This is a genomic window from Arenimonas caeni (assembly GCF_003024235.1).
Lineage (GTDB): Bacteria > Pseudomonadota > Gammaproteobacteria > Xanthomonadales > Xanthomonadaceae > Arenimonas > Arenimonas caeni.
Genome location: NZ_KZ679108.1, coordinates 1 through 15,649 on the forward strand (window position 1 = coordinate 1; position 15,649 = coordinate 15,649).

The following is a 15,649-nucleotide window of genomic DNA, read 5'->3' on the forward strand; positions in this document are numbered from 1 at the left end:
CGTGGTTGCCAAGATCATCAAGTAAGCGCGTCGCCCGGCCTGCCGCGGCCGGTCGGGTGACCCGGGAATGGCGGGCCGGAAGCGGTCCGCCATCGCCCGTTAAGGGAATGCCATTGCGTCAGTAGCTCAACTGGCAGAGCAGCGGTCTCCAAAACCGCAGGTTGTAGGTTCGAGTCCTACCTGGCGCGCCAATCCGCAGGCGGTGGTCCCCCGGGGCCACCACCACCAACCGGCCAAAGCCGGGCATGAGTCGAATGAACACGAAGGCCGAACAAGCAGATCAGGCGGCAAGCGCCGCCGACGTGGCGAAGTACGCCCTTGCCATCGCGCTGGTCGCCGGCGGGCTCGTGCTGTACTGGATGACCGACTGGCCGACCCTCGCCCGCGTGATGCTGGTGGTGGTGGGCGTCGCGGCTGGTGCCTTCGTCATGGCCTCGACCGCCAAGGGCCGGGACGCCCGCGAGTTCCTGGGCGAGTCCATGTTCGAGCTGCGCAAGGTGGTCTGGCCGACCCGCCAGGAAACCACGCGCACCACCGGCGTCATCCTCGTGGTGGTCGTCATCGTCAGCCTGATCCTGTCGGGCTTCGACTTCATCATTTCGTGGCTGATCCGGCTGTTGCTGGGTCAATAAGGAGCTTAGAAACGTGGCCAAGCGCTGGTATGTCGTCCACGCCTATTCGGGCTTCGAGCACCAGGTGCAGCGCGCGCTCGACACGCGCATCGCGCGCGCCGGTATGCAGGAAAAGTTCGGCCAGGTGCTGGTCCCGACCGAGGAAGTGGTCGAGATGCGCGGTGGCCAGAAGCGCAAGTCCGAGCGCAAGTTCTTCCCGGGCTACGTCCTGGTGCAGATCGAGACCGCCGAAGAGGGCGGCATCCCGCGCATCGACGACGAGAGCTGGCACCTGATCAAGGAGACCCCCAAGGTCATGGGCTTCATCGGCGGTACCGCCGAGCGCCCCCTGCCGATCCAGGACCACGAGGCGGACGTCATCCTGCGCCGCGTGCAGGACGGTGCCGACAAGCCCAAGCCGAAGGTGCTGTTCGAGCCGGGCGAGATGGTGCGCGTCACCGAGGGCCCGTTCAACGACTTCAACGGCGTGGTCGAGGAAGTCAATTACGAAAAGAGCCGCCTGCGCGTGGCGGTGTCGATCTTCGGCCGTTCCACCCCGGTGGAGCTGGAGTTCGGCCAGGTCGAGAAGGCCTGACGCGGGTTTTGGCAAGACGTGGAAGCCGGGGCACGAATCCACCCGGCACGATGGGGAGCCTGACAACAGGCGCTTGCACCCGGAGACAAGACAATGGCTAAGAAAGTAGTTGGTTACATCAAGCTGCAGGTGAAGGCCGGCCAGGCCAACCCCTCGCCGCCGGTCGGCCCGGCCCTCGGCCAGCGCGGCCTGAACATCATGGAGTTCTGCAAGGCGTTCAATGCCGCGACCTCCAAGCTCGAGCCCGGCCTGCCGACCCCGGTGATCATCACCGCGTACTCGGACCGCACCTTCACCTTCATCACCAAGAGCACCCCGGCCACCGTGCTGCTCAAGAAGGCCGCGGGCATCACCTCGGGCTCGAAGCGCCCGAACACCGATAAGGTGGGCAAGGTCACCCGCAAGCAGCTCGAAGAAATCGCCAAGGCGAAGGAAGCCGATCTGACGGCGGCTTCGCTCGACGCCGCGGTGCGCACCCTCGCCGGTAGCGCCCGCAGCATGGGTCTCGTGGTGGAGGGCTAAGACATGGCGAAGATTTCCAAGCGTTACAAGGCCCTGCAGGCCCAGGTCGTGCCGGGCAAGGCCTACTCGATCGACGAGGCCCTGAAGATCATCCAGTCCAACTCGAAGACCAAGTTCGTCGAGTCCGTGGACGTGGCCGTGCGCCTCGGCGTGGATGCCAAGAAGTCCGACCAGCAGGTGCGCGGTTCGACCGTGCTGCCCGCCGGTACCGGCAAGTCCGTGCGCGTGGCGGTGTTCTGCCCGGCCGGTGCCAAGGCCGACGAGGCCCTGGCCGCTGGCGCCGACGTGGTCGGCATGGACGAGCTGGCCGACAAGATGCTGGCCGGCGACCTGAACTACGACGTCGTCATCGCCACCCCGGACGCCATGCGCGTCGTGGGCAAGCTGGGCCAGGTGCTCGGCCCGCGCGGCCTGATGCCGAACCCGAAGGTCGGCACCGTTTCGCCGGACGCCGCTGGCGCCGTGCGCAACGCCAAGGCGGGCCAGGTGCGCTACCGCACCGACAAGGCCGGCATCATCCACTGCACCATCGGCAAGGCCAGCTTCGACGCCGAGGCGCTGAAGAACAACCTGCACGCCCTGCTGGGCGACCTGGTGAAGGCCAAGCCGGCCGCCGCCAAGGGCCAGTACCTGCAGAAGGTCTCGCTGAGCTCGACGATGGGCGTGGGCGTGGTCATCGACCAGTCCTCGCTGTCGCTGGCGAAGTAATCGTTTCAAGCCATCCGGGGTCGCGACCCCGGATGGTTCGAGTTTTGAAGGCGCCGCCGCGGACGCGTCCGCGACGGAGCCATCAAAGACCGCAGGTGCGGTCAGCGCGCGTCGACGTCGGGCAGGGATGCACGAAAGGCATGGAATCGCCGTCGCCGCTAGCGGGATCGCTTAATCCGCGCTTCTGAGGAAGCCGGGCCTGCGTAGATGGTGCCGCCTCCTGGAGAAATCTGGAGTGGCCACCACCGGGACGCAACCGCGTCCCCGGCGCCGAGGGAACGGCGCCGCCCAAGACCACCGGCGGCTGGAGCCGCGGGTGGAGTCCAATTGGAGGAGTGCAATGGCTCTTAATCTGTCCCAAAAGCAAGTTGTTGTCGCCGAGCTGGCGGACGTTGCCGCCAAGGCGCACTCCCTGATCGCCGCAGAGTACGCAGGCACCACGGTCAGCCAGCTGACCGAGATGCGCAAGAAGGCCCGTGAGTCGGGCGTGTTCCTCAAGGTCGTGAAGAACACCCTGGCCACCCGCGCCGTCGCCGGCACGGATTACGAGTGCGTCAAGGACGCCCTCGTTGGTCCGCTGCTGTATGCGTTCTCGCTCGAGGAGCCCGGCGCCGCCGGTCGCCTGATCAAGGAGTTCGCCAAGGGCAACGACAAGCTGCAGCCGAAGGTGGTCGCCGTTGGCGGCCAGATGTACCCGGCCAGCCACGTCGAAGTCCTCGCCTCGCTGCCGACCCGCGAACAGGCCCTGGCCATGCTGGCCCGCGTCCTGGCCGAGCCGGCTGCCATGTTCGCCCGCGCCGTCAAGGCCGTGGCCGACAAGCAGGGTGGTGGTGAAGCCCCGGCCGAGGCCGAGGCGGAAACCGCCTGAGCGACGATCCGCTAGTACACAAACCATCCAGATAATTTTCCAGAGGTAAACACAATGTCCCTTTCCAACGAGCAGATCGTCGAGGCCATCGCCGCCAAGTCCCTGATGGAAGTGATGGAGCTGGTCAAGGCCATCGAAGAGAAGTTCGGCGTCTCCGCCGCCGCTCCGGTCATGATGGCCGGCCCGGCTGCCGGCCCGGCCGCCGCCGCCGAAGAGCAGACCGAGTTCACCGTCGTGCTCAAGGCCGCCGGCGAGAAGAAGGTCGAGGTCATCAAGGCCGTGCGCGCCATCACCGGCCTGGGCCTGAAGGAAGCCAAGGACCTGGTCGAGGCCACCGGCATCGTCAAGGAAGCCGTGTCCAAGGAAGACGCCGACAAGTTCAAGAAGGAGCTCGAGGCGGCCGGCGCCACGGTCGAGCTCAAGTAAGCGCTGCATTGCGTCGCCGCGCTTCAACGGCGACCACCCAAGGCTGGGGGCGAAAGCCCCCGGCCTTTGGCCGTTCCTGGAACGGCCGCTGATTCGCAAGCGAGTTGCCAGTGTGAAGTAGCGGGAGAGGGCGTGCTGGTGCCGGCAATACCAGCGACTTCCCACTGGCAGTTTGACGTTCCCCCAAGGGCCGCGGACGCGCGGACCACAGATACCCAAGGCGGTAGCTCACCATGACGTACTCCTTCACCGAAAAGAAGCGTATCCGCAAGGACTTCGGCAAGCGCCGCGCCGTCCTTGACGTGCCGTACCTGCTGGCCATCCAGATGGACTCGTACCGCGAGTTCCTGCAGGAAGGCGCCAACGGCGACAAGCGCGAGGACCGTGGCCTGCACGCCGCCCTCAAGTCGGTGTTCCCGATCACCAGCTACTCCGGCAACGCCGCCCTGGAGTACGTCAGCTACAAGCTCGGCGAGCCCCCGTTCGACGAGCGCGAGTGCCGCAACCGCGGCCTCACCTTCGGTGCCCCGCTGCGCGTGACCGTGCGCCTGGTCATCTACGACCGCGAGTCGTCGACCAAGGCCATCAAGTACGTGAAGGAGCAGGAGGTCTACATGGGCGAGCTGCCCCTGATGACCGACAACGGCACCTTCATCGTCAACGGCACCGAGCGCGTCATCGTCTCGCAGCTGCACCGCTCGCCGGGCGTGTTCTTCGACCACGACCGCGGCAAGACCCACAGCTCGGGCAAGCTGCTCTACAGCGCCCGCATCATTCCCTACCGCGGTTCCTGGCTCGACTTCGAGTTCGACCCGAAGGACTGCGTGTTCACCCGCATCGACCGCCGCCGCAAGCTGCCGGTGTCGATCCTGCTGCGCGCCCTCGGCTACAACAACGAGGAGATGCTCAAGCTCTTCTTCGACATCAACACCTTCCACATCGCCAAGAAGGACGGCGTGGAGCTGGAGCTGGTGGCCGAGCGCCTGCGCGGCGAGACCCTGAACTTCGACCTGGTCATCGGCGGCAAGGTCGTCGTCGAGGCCGGCAAGCGCATCACCGCGCGCCACGTCAAGCAGCTCGAGCAGGCCAAGGTCGACACCCTGGCGGTGCCCGACGAGTACCTGTACGGCCGCATCCTGGCCCATGACGTCATCGACACCAAGTCGGGCGAAGTGCTGGCCCTGGCCAACGACGAGCTCAACGAAGCCAACGTCGAGAAGATGCGCAAGGCCGGCGTCGACACCATCGGCACCCTGTGGGTGAACGACCTCGACCGCGGTCCGTACCTGTCCAACACCCTGCGCATCGACCCGACCAAGACCCAGCTCGAGGCCCTGGTCGAGATCTACCGCATGATGCGCCCGGGCGAGCCGCCGACCAAGGACGCTGCCCAGAACCTGTTCTACAACCTGTTCTTCACCTTCGAGCGCTACGACCTCTCGGGCGTGGGCCGGATGAAGTTCAACCGCCGCGTGGGCCGCAAGGAAACCACCGGCGCCTCGGTGCTCTACGACCACAAGTACTTCGGCGAGCGCAACGACGAGATGGCCAAGTCGCTGGTCTCCGAGTTCGGCGAGAGCTCCGACATCCTCGACGTGATCCGTACCCTGTGCGAGATCCGCAACGGCCGCGGCATCGTCGACGACATCGACCACCTGGGCAACCGCCGCGTGCGTTCGGTCGGCGAAATGGCCGAGAACGTCTTCCGCGTCGGCCTGGTGCGCGTCGAGCGCGCCGTGAAGGAGCGCCTGTCGCTGGCCGAGTCCGACGGCCTGACCCCGCAGGACCTCATCAACGCCAAGCCGGTGGCGGCCGCGATCAAGGAGTTCTTCGGCTCCTCGCAGCTGTCCCAGTTCATGGACCAGAACAACCCGCTGTCCGAAGTCACGCACAAGCGCCGCGTCTCGGCCCTCGGCCCGGGCGGCCTGACCCGCGAGCGCGCCGGCTTCGAAGTGCGCGACGTGCACCCGACCCACTACGGCCGCGTCTGCACCATCGAGACGCCGGAAGGCCCGAACATCGGCCTGATCAACTCGCTTGCCGTCTATGCCCGCTCGAACAAGTACGGCTTCCTCGAGACGCCGTACCGCAAGGTCGTCGACGGCAAGGTGACCGACCAGGTCGAGTTCCTGTCGGCCATCGAGGAGCATGAGTACGCGATCGCCCAGGCCAACGCCGAGCTCAACAAGGACGGCAGCTTCCAGGCTCCGTTCGTGCCCTGCCGCTTCCAGGCCGAGACCCTGCTCAAGCCGCCGAGCGAAATCCAGTACATGGACGTCTCGCCGATGCAGTCGGTGTCGGTCGCGGCCGCGCTGGTGCCCTTCATCGAGCACGACGACGCCAACCGCGCCCTGATGGGCGCGAACATGCAGCGCCAGGCCGTCCCGACCCTGCGTGCCCAGAAGCCGCTGGTCGGCACGGGCATCGAGCGCGCCGTGGCGCGTGACTCGGGCGTCACCGTCAACGCCCGCCGCGGCGGCGTGATCGACCAGGTCGACGCGGGCCGCATCGTGGTGCGCGTGAACGAGGACGAGATCCACGGCAACGACGCCGGCGTCGACATCTACACGCTGGTCAAGTACACCCGCTCGAACCAGAACACCTGCATCAACCAGCGTCCGCTGGTGAACGTGGGTGATCGCGTCGCCCGCGGCGACGTGCTGGCCGACGGTCCGTCCACCGACATCGGCGAGCTGGCCCTGGGCCAGAACATGCTGGTCGCGTTCATGCCGTGGAACGGCTACAACTTCGAGGACTCGATCCTGCTCTCCGAGCGCGTGGTCGAGGAGGATCGCTACACCACGATCCACATCGAGGAGCTGACCTGCGTCGCGCGCGACACCAAGCTCGGTCCCGAGGAAATCACCGCCGACATCCCGAACGTGTCCGAGCAGGCCCTGGGCCGTCTGGACGAGTCGGGCGTGGTCTACATCGGCGCCGAGGTGCGTGCCGGCGACATTATGGTCGGCAAGGTCACCCCGAAGGGCGAGAGCCAGCTGACCCCGGAAGAGAAGCTGCTGCGCGCCATCTTCGGCGAGAAGGCTTCGGACGTTAAGGACAGCTCGCTGCGCGTGCCCCCGGGCATGGACGGCACCGTCATCGACGTGCAGGTCTTCACCCGCGACGGCATCGAGAAGGACAAGCGCGCGCGCCAGATCGAGGAAAGCGAGATCAAGCGCGTCAAGAAGGACTTCGACGATCAGTTCCGCATCCTCGAGGGCGCCATCTACGCCCGCCTGCGCGGCCAGCTGCTCGGCAAGGTCGCCAACGGCGGCCCGAACGGCCTGAAGAAGGGCACCGAGATCACCGCTGAGTACCTCGACTCGCTCAAGAAGGACGAGTGGTTCTCGATCCGCATGAAGGACGAGGACGCCGCCGAGATGATCGAGCGCGCCCAGAAGCAGGTCGAGGCGCACGAGAAGGAGTTCGAGAAGCGCTTCCAGGACAAGCGCGGCAAGATCACCCAGGGCGACGACCTCGCCCCGGGCGTGCTGAAGATGGTCAAGGTCTTCCTGGCCGTGAAGCGCCGCATCCAGCCGGGCGACAAGATGGCCGGCCGCCACGGCAACAAGGGCGTCGTCTCGACCATCGTGCCGGTGCAGGACATGCCCTACATGGCCGACGGCCAGACCGTGGACATCGTGCTCAACCCGCTGGGCGTGCCGAGCCGAATGAACATCGGCCAGGTGCTGGAAGTCCACCTGGGCTGGGCCGCCAAGGGCCTGGGCCAGAAGATCCAGCGCATGCTCGAGGCACAGGAGAAGGTGGCGGAACTGCGCAAGTTCCTCGACCAGATCTACAACCACGACAAGAAGCTCGCGGGCGACCGCGTCGACCTGTCGCAGTTCAGCGACGCCGAGCTGCTGGGCATGGCCCGCAACCTGGTCGACGGCGTGCCGATGGCCACCCCGGTGTTCGACGGTGCGGCCGAGGCCGAGATCAAGTCGATGCTGGCGCTGGCCGAGCTGCCTTCGAGCGGCCAGACCACGCTGTTCGACGGCCGCACCGGCGAGGCGTTCGATCGCCCGGTGACCGTTGGCTACATGCACATGCTCAAGCTCAACCACCTGGTTGACGACAAGATGCACGCCCGCTCGACCGGCCCGTACTCGCTGGTCACCCAGCAGCCGCTGGGCGGCAAGGCGCAGTTCGGCGGCCAGCGCTTCGGCGAGATGGAAGTCTGGGCGCTCGAGGCCTACGGCGCGGCGTACACCCTGCAGGAAATGCTGACCGTCAAGTCGGACGACGTGCAGGGCCGCAACCAGATGTACAAGAACATCGTCGACGGCGAGCACGAGATGACCGCCGGCATGCCGGAGTCGTTCAACGTGCTGGTCAAGGAAATCCGCTCGTTGGCGATCAACATCGAGCTGGAAGAGCAGTGATCGGGCGCCGGGAACAGGAGAACCAAAAATGAAAGACCTACTGAATCTGTTCAACCAGCAGCGCCAGTCGCTGGACTTCGACGGCATCAAGATCGGCCTGGCTTCGCCGGACCTGATCCGCAGCTGGTCCTTCGGCGAGGTGAAGAAGCCGGAGACCATCAACTACCGCACCTTCAAGCCCGAGCGCGACGGCCTGTTCTGCGCCGCGATCTTCGGCCCGATCAAGGACTACGAGTGCCTGTGCGGCAAGTACAAGCGCATGAAGCACCGTGGCGTGGTCTGCGAGAAGTGCGGCACCGAGGTCACCCTGGCCAAGGTGCGCCGTGAGCGCATGGGCCACATCGAGCTGGCCAGCCCGACCGCGCACATCTGGTTCCTCAAGTCGCTGCCCTCGCGCATCGGCCTGATGCTGGACATGACCCTGCGTGACATCGAGCGCATCCTGTACTTCGAGGCCTACGTGGTCATCGAGCCGGGCCTGACCACGCTCGACCGCGGCCAGCTGCTCACCGAGGAGCAGTTCCTGCAGGCCCGCCAGGAGCACGGCGACGACTTCGACGCCCTGATGGGTGCCGAGGCGGTCTACCACCTGCTGCGCACGATCGACCTCAACGCCGAGCTGCTGCGCCTGAAGGAAGAGATCGCCGCCACCAACTCCGAGACCAAGCTCAAGCGCCTGACCAAGCGCATCAAGCTGATGGAGGCCTTCCTCGACTCGGGCAACCGCCCGGAGTGGATGGTGATGACGGTGCTGCCGGTGCTGCCGCCGGACCTGCGTCCGCTGGTGCCGCTGGACGGCGGCCGCTTCGCGACCTCCGACCTCAACGACCTCTACCGTCGCGTCATCAACCGCAACAACCGCCTCAAGCGCCTGCTCGAGCTCAATGCGCCGGACATCATCGTGCGCAACGAGAAGCGCATGCTGCAGGAGTCGGTCGACGCCCTGATGGACAACGGCCGCCGTGGCCGCGCCATCACCGGCACCAACAAGCGCCCGCTCAAGTCGCTGGCCGACATGATCAAGGGCAAGCAGGGCCGCTTCCGCCAGAACCTGCTGGGCAAGCGCGTCGACTACTCGGGCCGTTCGGTCATCGTGGTCGGCCCGACGCTGCGCCTGCACGAGTGCGGCCTGCCGAAGAAGATGGCGCTCGAGCTGTTCAAGCCCTTCATCTTCGCCAAGCTGCAGCGCCGCGGCCTGGCCACCACCATCAAGGCGGCCAAGAAGCTGGTCGAGCGTGAGTCGGCCGAGGTCTGGGACATCCTCGAGGAAGTCATCCGCGAGCACCCGGTGCTGCTCAACCGCGCGCCGACCCTGCACCGCCTGGGCATCCAGGCCTTCGAGCCGGTGCTGATCGAGGGCAAGGCCATCCAGCTGCACCCGCTGGTCTGCACCGCGTTCAACGCCGACTTCGACGGCGACCAGATGGCCGTGCACGTCCCGCTGAGCCTCGAGGCCCAGCTGGAAGCGCGCGCGCTGATGATGTCGTCGAACAACATCCTCTCGCCCGCCAACGGCGAGCCGATCATCGTGCCGACCCAGGACGTCGTCCTCGGCCTGTACTACATGACCCGCGCGCTCGAGAACAAGAAGGGCGAGGGCATGGTGTTCGCCAACGTGGCGGAGGCCAAGCGCGCCTACGACAACCGCGTTGCCGAGCTGCACGCCAAGGTCAAGGTGCGCATCAAGCGCGAGGAGATCGACGAGAACGGCGAGCGCCACCTCAAGTCGGGCATCATCGACACCACTATCGGCCGCGCCCTGCTGGCCGAGATCCTGCCCGAGGGCCTGCCGTTCGCGCTGGCCAACACCGAGCTGACCAAGAAGGCCATCAGCCGCCTGATCAACTCGTGCTACCGCATGCTGGGCCTGAAGCACACGGTCATCTTCGCCGACAAGCTGATGTACACCGGCTTCTCGTTCGCCACCAAGGCGGGCGTGTCGATCGGCATCGACGACATGATCATCCCGGCCGAGAAGAAGGACATCCTGGCCGAGGCCGAGGCCGAGGTGCTGGAGATCCAGGAGCAGTACCAGAGCGGCCTGGTCACCGCCGGCGAGCGCTACAACAAGGTCGTCGACATCTGGTCGCGCACGAACGAGCGCGTGGCCAAGGCGATGATGGAGGCGATCGGCACCGACAAGGTGGCGAACGTCAAGGGCGAGACCGTCGACCAGAAGTCGATGAACTCGGTCTACATCATGGCCGACTCCGGCGCCCGTGGTTCGCAGGCGCAGATCCGCCAGCTGGCGGGCATGCGCGGCCTGATGGCCCGTCCTGACGGCTCGATCATCGAGACCCCGATCACCGCGAACTTCCGCGAGGGCCTGAACGTCCTTCAGTACTTCATCTCGACCCACGGCGCCCGCAAGGGCCTCGCGGACACCGCGCTCAAGACCGCGAACTCCGGTTACCTGACCCGTCGCCTGGTCGACGTGGCCCAGGACGTGGTGGTCACCGAGACCGATTGCGGCACCACCAACGGCCTGACCATGATCCCGATCGTGGAAGGCGGCGACGTGGTCGAGCCGCTGCGCGACCGCGTGCTGGGCCGCATCGTGGCCGAGGACGTGTACCTGCCGGGCAACGACGAGGATCCGATCGTCACCCGCAACACCCTGCTCGACGAGGCCTGGGTGGACAAGCTCGAGACCGCCGGCGTGCAGTCGATCAAGGTGCGCTCCGCGATCACCTGCGAAAGCGCCTTCGGCATCTGCGCCCACTGCTACGGCCGCGACCTGGCCCGTGGCCACATCGTCAACCACGGCGAGGCTGTCGGCGTCGTCGCGGCCCAGTCGATCGGCGAGCCGGGCACCCAGCTGACCATGCGTACCTTCCACATCGGCGGCGCGGCTTCGCGTGCGGCCGCCGTGGACAACATCACGGTCAAGACCACCGGCACCATCAAGTTCAACAACCTCAAGCACGTCCAGCACGACAAGGGCCACCTGGTGGCGGTGTCGCGTTCGGGCGAGCTGTCGGTGCTCGACAACCACGGCCGCGAGCGCGAGCGCTACAAGCTCCCCTACGGCGCCGTCATCAACGTCAAGGACGGCGATGCGGTGAGGGCGGGGCAGGCGGTCGCGACCTGGGATCCGCATAACCACCCGATCGTGTCGGAAGTGGCGGGCTTCGTGCGCTTCATCGACTTCGTCGACGGCGTCACCGTCATCGAGAAGACCGACGACCTCACCGGCCTGGCCTCGCGCGAGATCACCGATCCCAAGCGCCGCGGCTCGGCCGGCAAGGACCTGCGCCCGATCGTGCGCATCGTCGACGCCAAGGGCAACGACCTGACCATCCCGGGCACCGACCTGCCGGCGCAGTACCTGCTGCCGCCGCGCTCGGTCGTGAACCTGCAGGACGGCGCCGCGGTCGGCGTGGGCGACGTGGTCACCAAGGTGCCGCAGGAAGCCTCGAAGACCCGCGACATCACCGGCGGCCTGCCGCGCGTGGCGGACCTGTTCGAGGCCCGCAAGCCGAAGGATCCGGCCGTGCTGGCCGAGGTGTCGGGCATCATCAGCTTCGGCAAGGACACCAAGGGCAAGCAGCGCCTGATCATCAAGGACGCCGAGGGCAACGAGCACGAAGAGCTCATCCCGAAGTACCGCCAGGTCATCGTCTACGAGGGCGAGCACATCGCCAAGGGCGAGACCGTGGTGGACGGCGAGCCGAACCCGCAGGACATCCTGCGCCTGCTGGGCGTCGAGCCGCTGGCGGCCTACCTGGTCAAGGAAATCCAGGACGTCTATCGCCTGCAGGGCGTGAAGATCAACGACAAGCACATCGAAGTGATCATTCGCCAGATGCTGCGCAAGGTCGAGATCACCGACGCCGGCGACACCCGCTTCATGGTGGGCGAGCAGGCCGAGAAGGTGAGGGTGGTCGAGGACAACGCCAAGGCCGCCACCAAGAACGAGCTGCCGGCGAAGTACGAGCCGGTCCTGCTGGGCATCACCAAGGCCTCGCTGGCGACCGAGTCGTTCATTTCCGCGGCTTCCTTCCAGGAAACCACCCGCGTGCTGACCGAGGCCGCCGTGCGCGGTACCCGCGACAGCTTGCGGGGCCTGAAGGAAAACGTTATCGTCGGCCGCCTCATTCCGGCGGGTACGGGCCTGGCTTACCACAACAAGCGGCGCCAGGCCGCGCTGCCGGAACTTTCCGATTCCGAACTGGAGACCTTGCGGGCCGTCTCGACGGCCAATGAGACTACCGAAGAAGCCGGCTCCGAAGGCTGACCTAGTGCGCTGGCAAGCTCGCCGATAGCTTGCCCACATCCGGAAAGAGGGGACAGGACGTCCCCTCGTGTCCGGTTCAGGGATGATGGAAACCAGAATGACGCGACCTGTCGCTCGTTGACAGGTGCGTTTAACGCGAAGTAAACTCCCGCTTCTCGGTGGGCCGGTTTCCGGCCTGCCTTGTTCTTTATCCAGGATCCCCAAGCATGGCGACGATCAATCAGCTGGTGCGCAAGCCGCGTCAGCCCAACACCTACAAGAGCGCCTCCCCGGCGCTGGCCAACTGCCCGCAGCGTCGTGGCGTGTGCACCCGCGTGTACACCACGACCCCGAAGAAGCCGAACTCGGCCCTTCGCAAAGTGGCCAAGGTCCGCCTGACCAACGGTTTCGAGGTCATCTCGTACATCGGCGGCGAAGGCCACAACCTCCAGGAGCACTCGGTGGTCCTGATCCGCGGCGGTCGCGTCAAGGACCTGCCGGGCGTGCGCTACCACACCGTGCGCGGCTCGCTCGACGCCGCCGGCGTCGCCAAGCGTCGCCAGGCCCGTTCCAAGTACGGCGCCAAGCGTCCGAAGTCCTGATCGCGCGGCCCTGCCGCAGCGATAGCCACCCGAATACCAAAAATCTAGGCAAGCATCATGTCCCGTAAAGGTTCTCCCGGTACCCGTTCGGTCCTCCCGGACCCGAAGCACGGAAGCGAGGTTGTCGCGCGCTTCATCAACATGGTCATGAAGTCCGGCAAGAAGTCGATCGCCGAAAAGATCGTCTACGGCGCCATGGACGTCATTGGCGAGAAGAACGCCGACGCCCTGGGCCTGGTCGAGAAGGCGCTTGGCAACGTCGCCCCGGCGGTCGAGGTCAAGTCCCGCCGCGTCGGCGGCGCGACCTACCAGGTGCCGGTCGAAGTCCGCTCCTCGCGCCGCATGGCGCTGGCCATGCGCTGGGTGATCGAGTCGGCGCGCAAGCGCGGCGAGAACACCATGCCGCGCAAGCTGGCCGCCGAGCTCCTTGAGGCCGCCGAGAACCGTGGCGGCGCCGTCAAGAAGCGCGAGGAAACCCACCGCATGGCGGAGGCCAACAAGGCCTTCTCGCACTACCGCTGGTAACAGAGAAGGACCTCACACGTGGCACGTACTACCCCCATCGAGCGTTACCGCAACTTCGGCATCATGGCCCACATCGATGCCGGCAAGACCACTACGTCCGAGCGCATCCTGTTCTACACCGGCAAGAGCCACAAGATCGGCGAGGTGCATGACGGCGCCGCGACGATGGACTGGATGGAGCAGGAGCAGGAGCGCGGCATCACCATCCAGTCGGCGGCCACCACCGCCTTCTGGAAGGGCATGGACAAGTCCCTCCCGGAGCACCGCTTCAACATCATCGACACCCCGGGCCACGTCGACTTCACCATCGAAGTCGAGCGTTCCTTGCGCGTGCTCGACGGTGCGGTGTTCGTGCTCTGCGCCGTGGGTGGCGTGCAGCCGCAGTCCGAGACCGTGTGGCGCCAGGCCAACAAGTACCGCGTGCCGCGCATCGCGTTCGTCAACAAGATGGACCGCACCGGCGCCAACTTCTTCAAGGTCCGCGACCAGCTGAAGGCGCGCCTGGGTGCTTCGCCGGTGCCGATGCAGGTGCCGATCGGCGCCGAGGACAACTTCGAAGGCGTGGTCGACCTGCTCAAGATGAAGGCGATCCACTGGGATTCCGCCTCGCAGGGCCTGAGCTTCGAGTACCGCGACATCCCGGCCGACCTGGTCGAGGTGGCCAACGAGGCCCGCGCCTTCATGGTCGAGTCCGCCGCCGAGGCCAGCGAAGAGCTGATGGACAAGTACCTCGAGGGCGGTGACCTGTCCGAGGACGAGATCGTTGCCGGCCTGCGCCAGCGCTGCCTGAACACCGAGATCGTTCCGATGTTCTGCGGCACCGCGTTCAAGAACAAGGGCGTGCAGGCCATGCTCGACGGCGTCGTCAAGCTGCTGCCGTCGCCGGTCGACGTGCCGGCCGTGCGCGGCGTGGACGTCGACGACGAGACCAAGGAACTGACCCGCGAGTCGAGCGACAAGGCGCCGTTCTCGGCCCTGGCGTTCAAAATCATGACCGACCCGTTCGTGGGCTCGCTGACCTTCTTCCGCGTCTACTCGGGTACGCTCAACGCCGGCGACCAGGTGCTGAACTCGGTCAAGGGCAAGAAGGAGCGCATCGGCCGCCTGCTGCAGATGCACTCCAACCAGCGCGACGAGATCAAGGAAGTGCTGGCTGGCGACATCGCCGCGGCCGTGGGCCTGAAGGACGTCACCACGGGTGACACGCTCTGCGCCCAGGAGCACCCGATCGTGCTCGAGCGCATGTCGTTCCCGGAGCCGGTCATCTCGATGGCCGTCGAGCCCAAGACCAAGTCCGACCAGGAGAAGATGGGCATCGCCCTCGGCCGCCTGGCGCAGGAGGATCCGTCCTTCCGCGTCCGCACCGACGAGGAATCGGGCCAGACCATCATCTCGGGCATGGGCGAGCTGCACCTCGACATCATCGTTGACCGCATGAAGCGCGAGTTCAACGTCGAGGCCAACGTCGGCAAGCCGCAGGTCGCCTACCGCGAGACCATCCGCAAGGCGGTCAAGCAGGAAGGCAAGTTCGTGCGCCAGTCGGGCGGTCGCGGCCAGTACGGCCACATCGTCATCGAGATGGAGCCGGGCGAGCGCGGCACGGGCTACGTCTACGAGAGCGCCATCGTCGGCGGCGTGGTTCCGAAGGAATACGTCACCGCGTCGGGCAAGGGCATCGAGGAAGCCATGAAGAATGGCGTCCTGGCCGGCTTCCCGGTGGTGGACGTCAAGATCAAGGCGGTCGATGGCTCGTTCCACGACGTCGACTCGAATGAAATGGCGTTCAAGGTCGCCGGCTCCATGGCCTTCAAGGAAGGCTTCATGAAGGCCAGCCCGGTGCTGCTCGAGCCGATCATGAAGGTCGAGGTCGTCACCCCCGAGGAGTACATGGGCGACGTGATGGGCGACCTGAGCCGTCGTCGCGGCATCCTACAGGGCTCGGACGAGACCCCGTCGGGCAAGGTCATCAACGCGATGGTGCCGCTGGGCGAGATGTTCGGCTACGCGACCTCCATGCGCTCGATGTCCCAGGGCCGCGCGACCTTCACGATGGAGTTCGACCACTACGCCGAAGCCCCGGCGAACATCGCCGAGCAGGTCATCAAGAAGTCCTGATCCATCGGTTTTCCACGAATTCAGTATCCAGATTAGAGGCGACAGAAAATGTCCAAGGAAAAGTTCGAGCGCAAGA

The 15,649-nt window shown here is 66.1% G+C and carries 11 protein-coding genes and 1 tRNA gene; all 12 read left to right on the top strand.

What is annotated here, in order from left to right:
• Nucleotides 1-115 precede the first annotated feature (115 nt).
• The 12 genes from C6N40_RS13555 (at nt 116) to fusA (ending at nt 15,573) form a co-directional block, all read left to right on the top strand.
• Nucleotides 116-191: transfer RNA gene (locus tag C6N40_RS13555), tRNA-Trp, on the top strand.
• 63 nt (nt 192-254) lie between these two features.
• Nucleotides 255-632: a preprotein translocase subunit SecE gene (gene secE / locus C6N40_RS13560; RefSeq protein ID WP_106991562.1), complete on the top strand. Its 378-nt coding sequence runs from the start codon at nt 255-257 to the stop codon at nt 630-632.
• Nucleotides 633-645: 13 nt separating this feature from the next.
• The gene (gene nusG / locus C6N40_RS13565) at nt 646-1,206 is read left to right on the top strand and encodes a transcription termination/antitermination protein NusG (protein ID WP_106991563.1); all 561 of its coding nucleotides are present in this window, start codon (nt 646-648) and stop codon (nt 1,204-1,206) included.
• Nucleotides 1,207-1,299: 93 nt separating this feature from the next.
• Nucleotides 1,300-1,728 carry a 50S ribosomal protein L11 gene (rplK, locus tag C6N40_RS13570; RefSeq protein ID WP_106991564.1) on the top strand — a complete coding sequence of 143 codons (429 nt, stop codon included), beginning with the start codon at nt 1,300-1,302 and terminating at the stop codon, nt 1,726-1,728.
• Between the two features lie 3 nt (nt 1,729-1,731).
• Nucleotides 1,732-2,436 (top strand): 50S ribosomal protein L1, encoded by a 705-nt coding sequence (gene rplA, locus C6N40_RS13575; protein WP_106991565.1) that lies wholly within the window; start codon nt 1,732-1,734, stop codon nt 2,434-2,436.
• Between the two features lie 340 nt (nt 2,437-2,776).
• A complete protein-coding gene (rplJ, locus tag C6N40_RS13580) occupies nt 2,777-3,304 on the top strand; it encodes a 50S ribosomal protein L10 (protein ID WP_106991566.1) in 528 nt (175 codons plus the stop codon).
• Nucleotides 3,305-3,358: 54 nt separating this feature from the next.
• Nucleotides 3,359-3,730 (top strand): 50S ribosomal protein L7/L12, encoded by a 372-nt coding sequence (gene rplL / locus C6N40_RS13585; protein WP_106991567.1) that lies wholly within the window; start codon nt 3,359-3,361, stop codon nt 3,728-3,730.
• A gap of 233 nt (nt 3,731-3,963) precedes the next feature.
• Nucleotides 3,964-8,115: a DNA-directed RNA polymerase subunit beta gene (gene rpoB, locus C6N40_RS13590; protein WP_106991568.1), complete on the top strand. Its 4,152-nt coding sequence runs from the start codon at nt 3,964-3,966 to the stop codon at nt 8,113-8,115.
• Nucleotides 8,116-8,143: 28 nt separating this feature from the next.
• On the top strand, nt 8,144-12,352 hold the full coding sequence (gene rpoC, locus C6N40_RS13595) for a DNA-directed RNA polymerase subunit beta' (RefSeq protein ID WP_106991569.1): 4,209 nt from the start codon (nt 8,144-8,146) through the stop codon (nt 12,350-12,352).
• Nucleotides 12,353-12,558: 206 nt separating this feature from the next.
• Entirely contained in the window at nt 12,559-12,933 is a 375-nt protein-coding gene (rpsL, locus tag C6N40_RS13600; protein ID WP_034223951.1) for a 30S ribosomal protein S12, read from the top strand.
• Between the two features lie 57 nt (nt 12,934-12,990).
• On the top strand, nt 12,991-13,458 hold the full coding sequence (gene rpsG / locus C6N40_RS13605) for a 30S ribosomal protein S7 (protein WP_106991570.1): 468 nt from the start codon (nt 12,991-12,993) through the stop codon (nt 13,456-13,458).
• 18 nt (nt 13,459-13,476) lie between these two features.
• Complete coding sequence (gene fusA / locus C6N40_RS13610) at nt 13,477-15,573, top strand: elongation factor G (RefSeq protein WP_106991571.1); 2,097 nt, start codon at nt 13,477-13,479, stop codon at nt 15,571-15,573.
• Nucleotides 15,574-15,649 lie beyond the last annotated feature (76 nt).

What these genes read in the sequence shown, in the direction of transcription:
- secE (WP_106991562.1), top strand. Translation starts at nt 255, where the DNA reads ATGAACACGAAGGCCGAACAAGCAGATCAGGCGGCAAGCGCCGCCGAC.
- rplK (WP_106991564.1), top strand. Translation starts at nt 1,300, where the DNA reads ATGGCTAAGAAAGTAGTTGGTTACATCAAGCTGCAGGTGAAGGCCGGC.
- rplA (WP_106991565.1), top strand. Translation starts at nt 1,732, where the DNA reads ATGGCGAAGATTTCCAAGCGTTACAAGGCCCTGCAGGCCCAGGTCGTG.
- rplJ (WP_106991566.1), top strand. Translation starts at nt 2,777, where the DNA reads ATGGCTCTTAATCTGTCCCAAAAGCAAGTTGTTGTCGCCGAGCTGGCG.
- rplL (WP_106991567.1), top strand. Translation starts at nt 3,359, where the DNA reads ATGTCCCTTTCCAACGAGCAGATCGTCGAGGCCATCGCCGCCAAGTCC.
- rpoB (WP_106991568.1), top strand. Translation starts at nt 3,964, where the DNA reads ATGACGTACTCCTTCACCGAAAAGAAGCGTATCCGCAAGGACTTCGGC.
- rpoC (WP_106991569.1), top strand. Translation starts at nt 8,144, where the DNA reads ATGAAAGACCTACTGAATCTGTTCAACCAGCAGCGCCAGTCGCTGGAC.
- rpsL (WP_034223951.1), top strand. Translation starts at nt 12,559, where the DNA reads ATGGCGACGATCAATCAGCTGGTGCGCAAGCCGCGTCAGCCCAACACC.
- rpsG (WP_106991570.1), top strand. Translation starts at nt 12,991, where the DNA reads ATGTCCCGTAAAGGTTCTCCCGGTACCCGTTCGGTCCTCCCGGACCCG.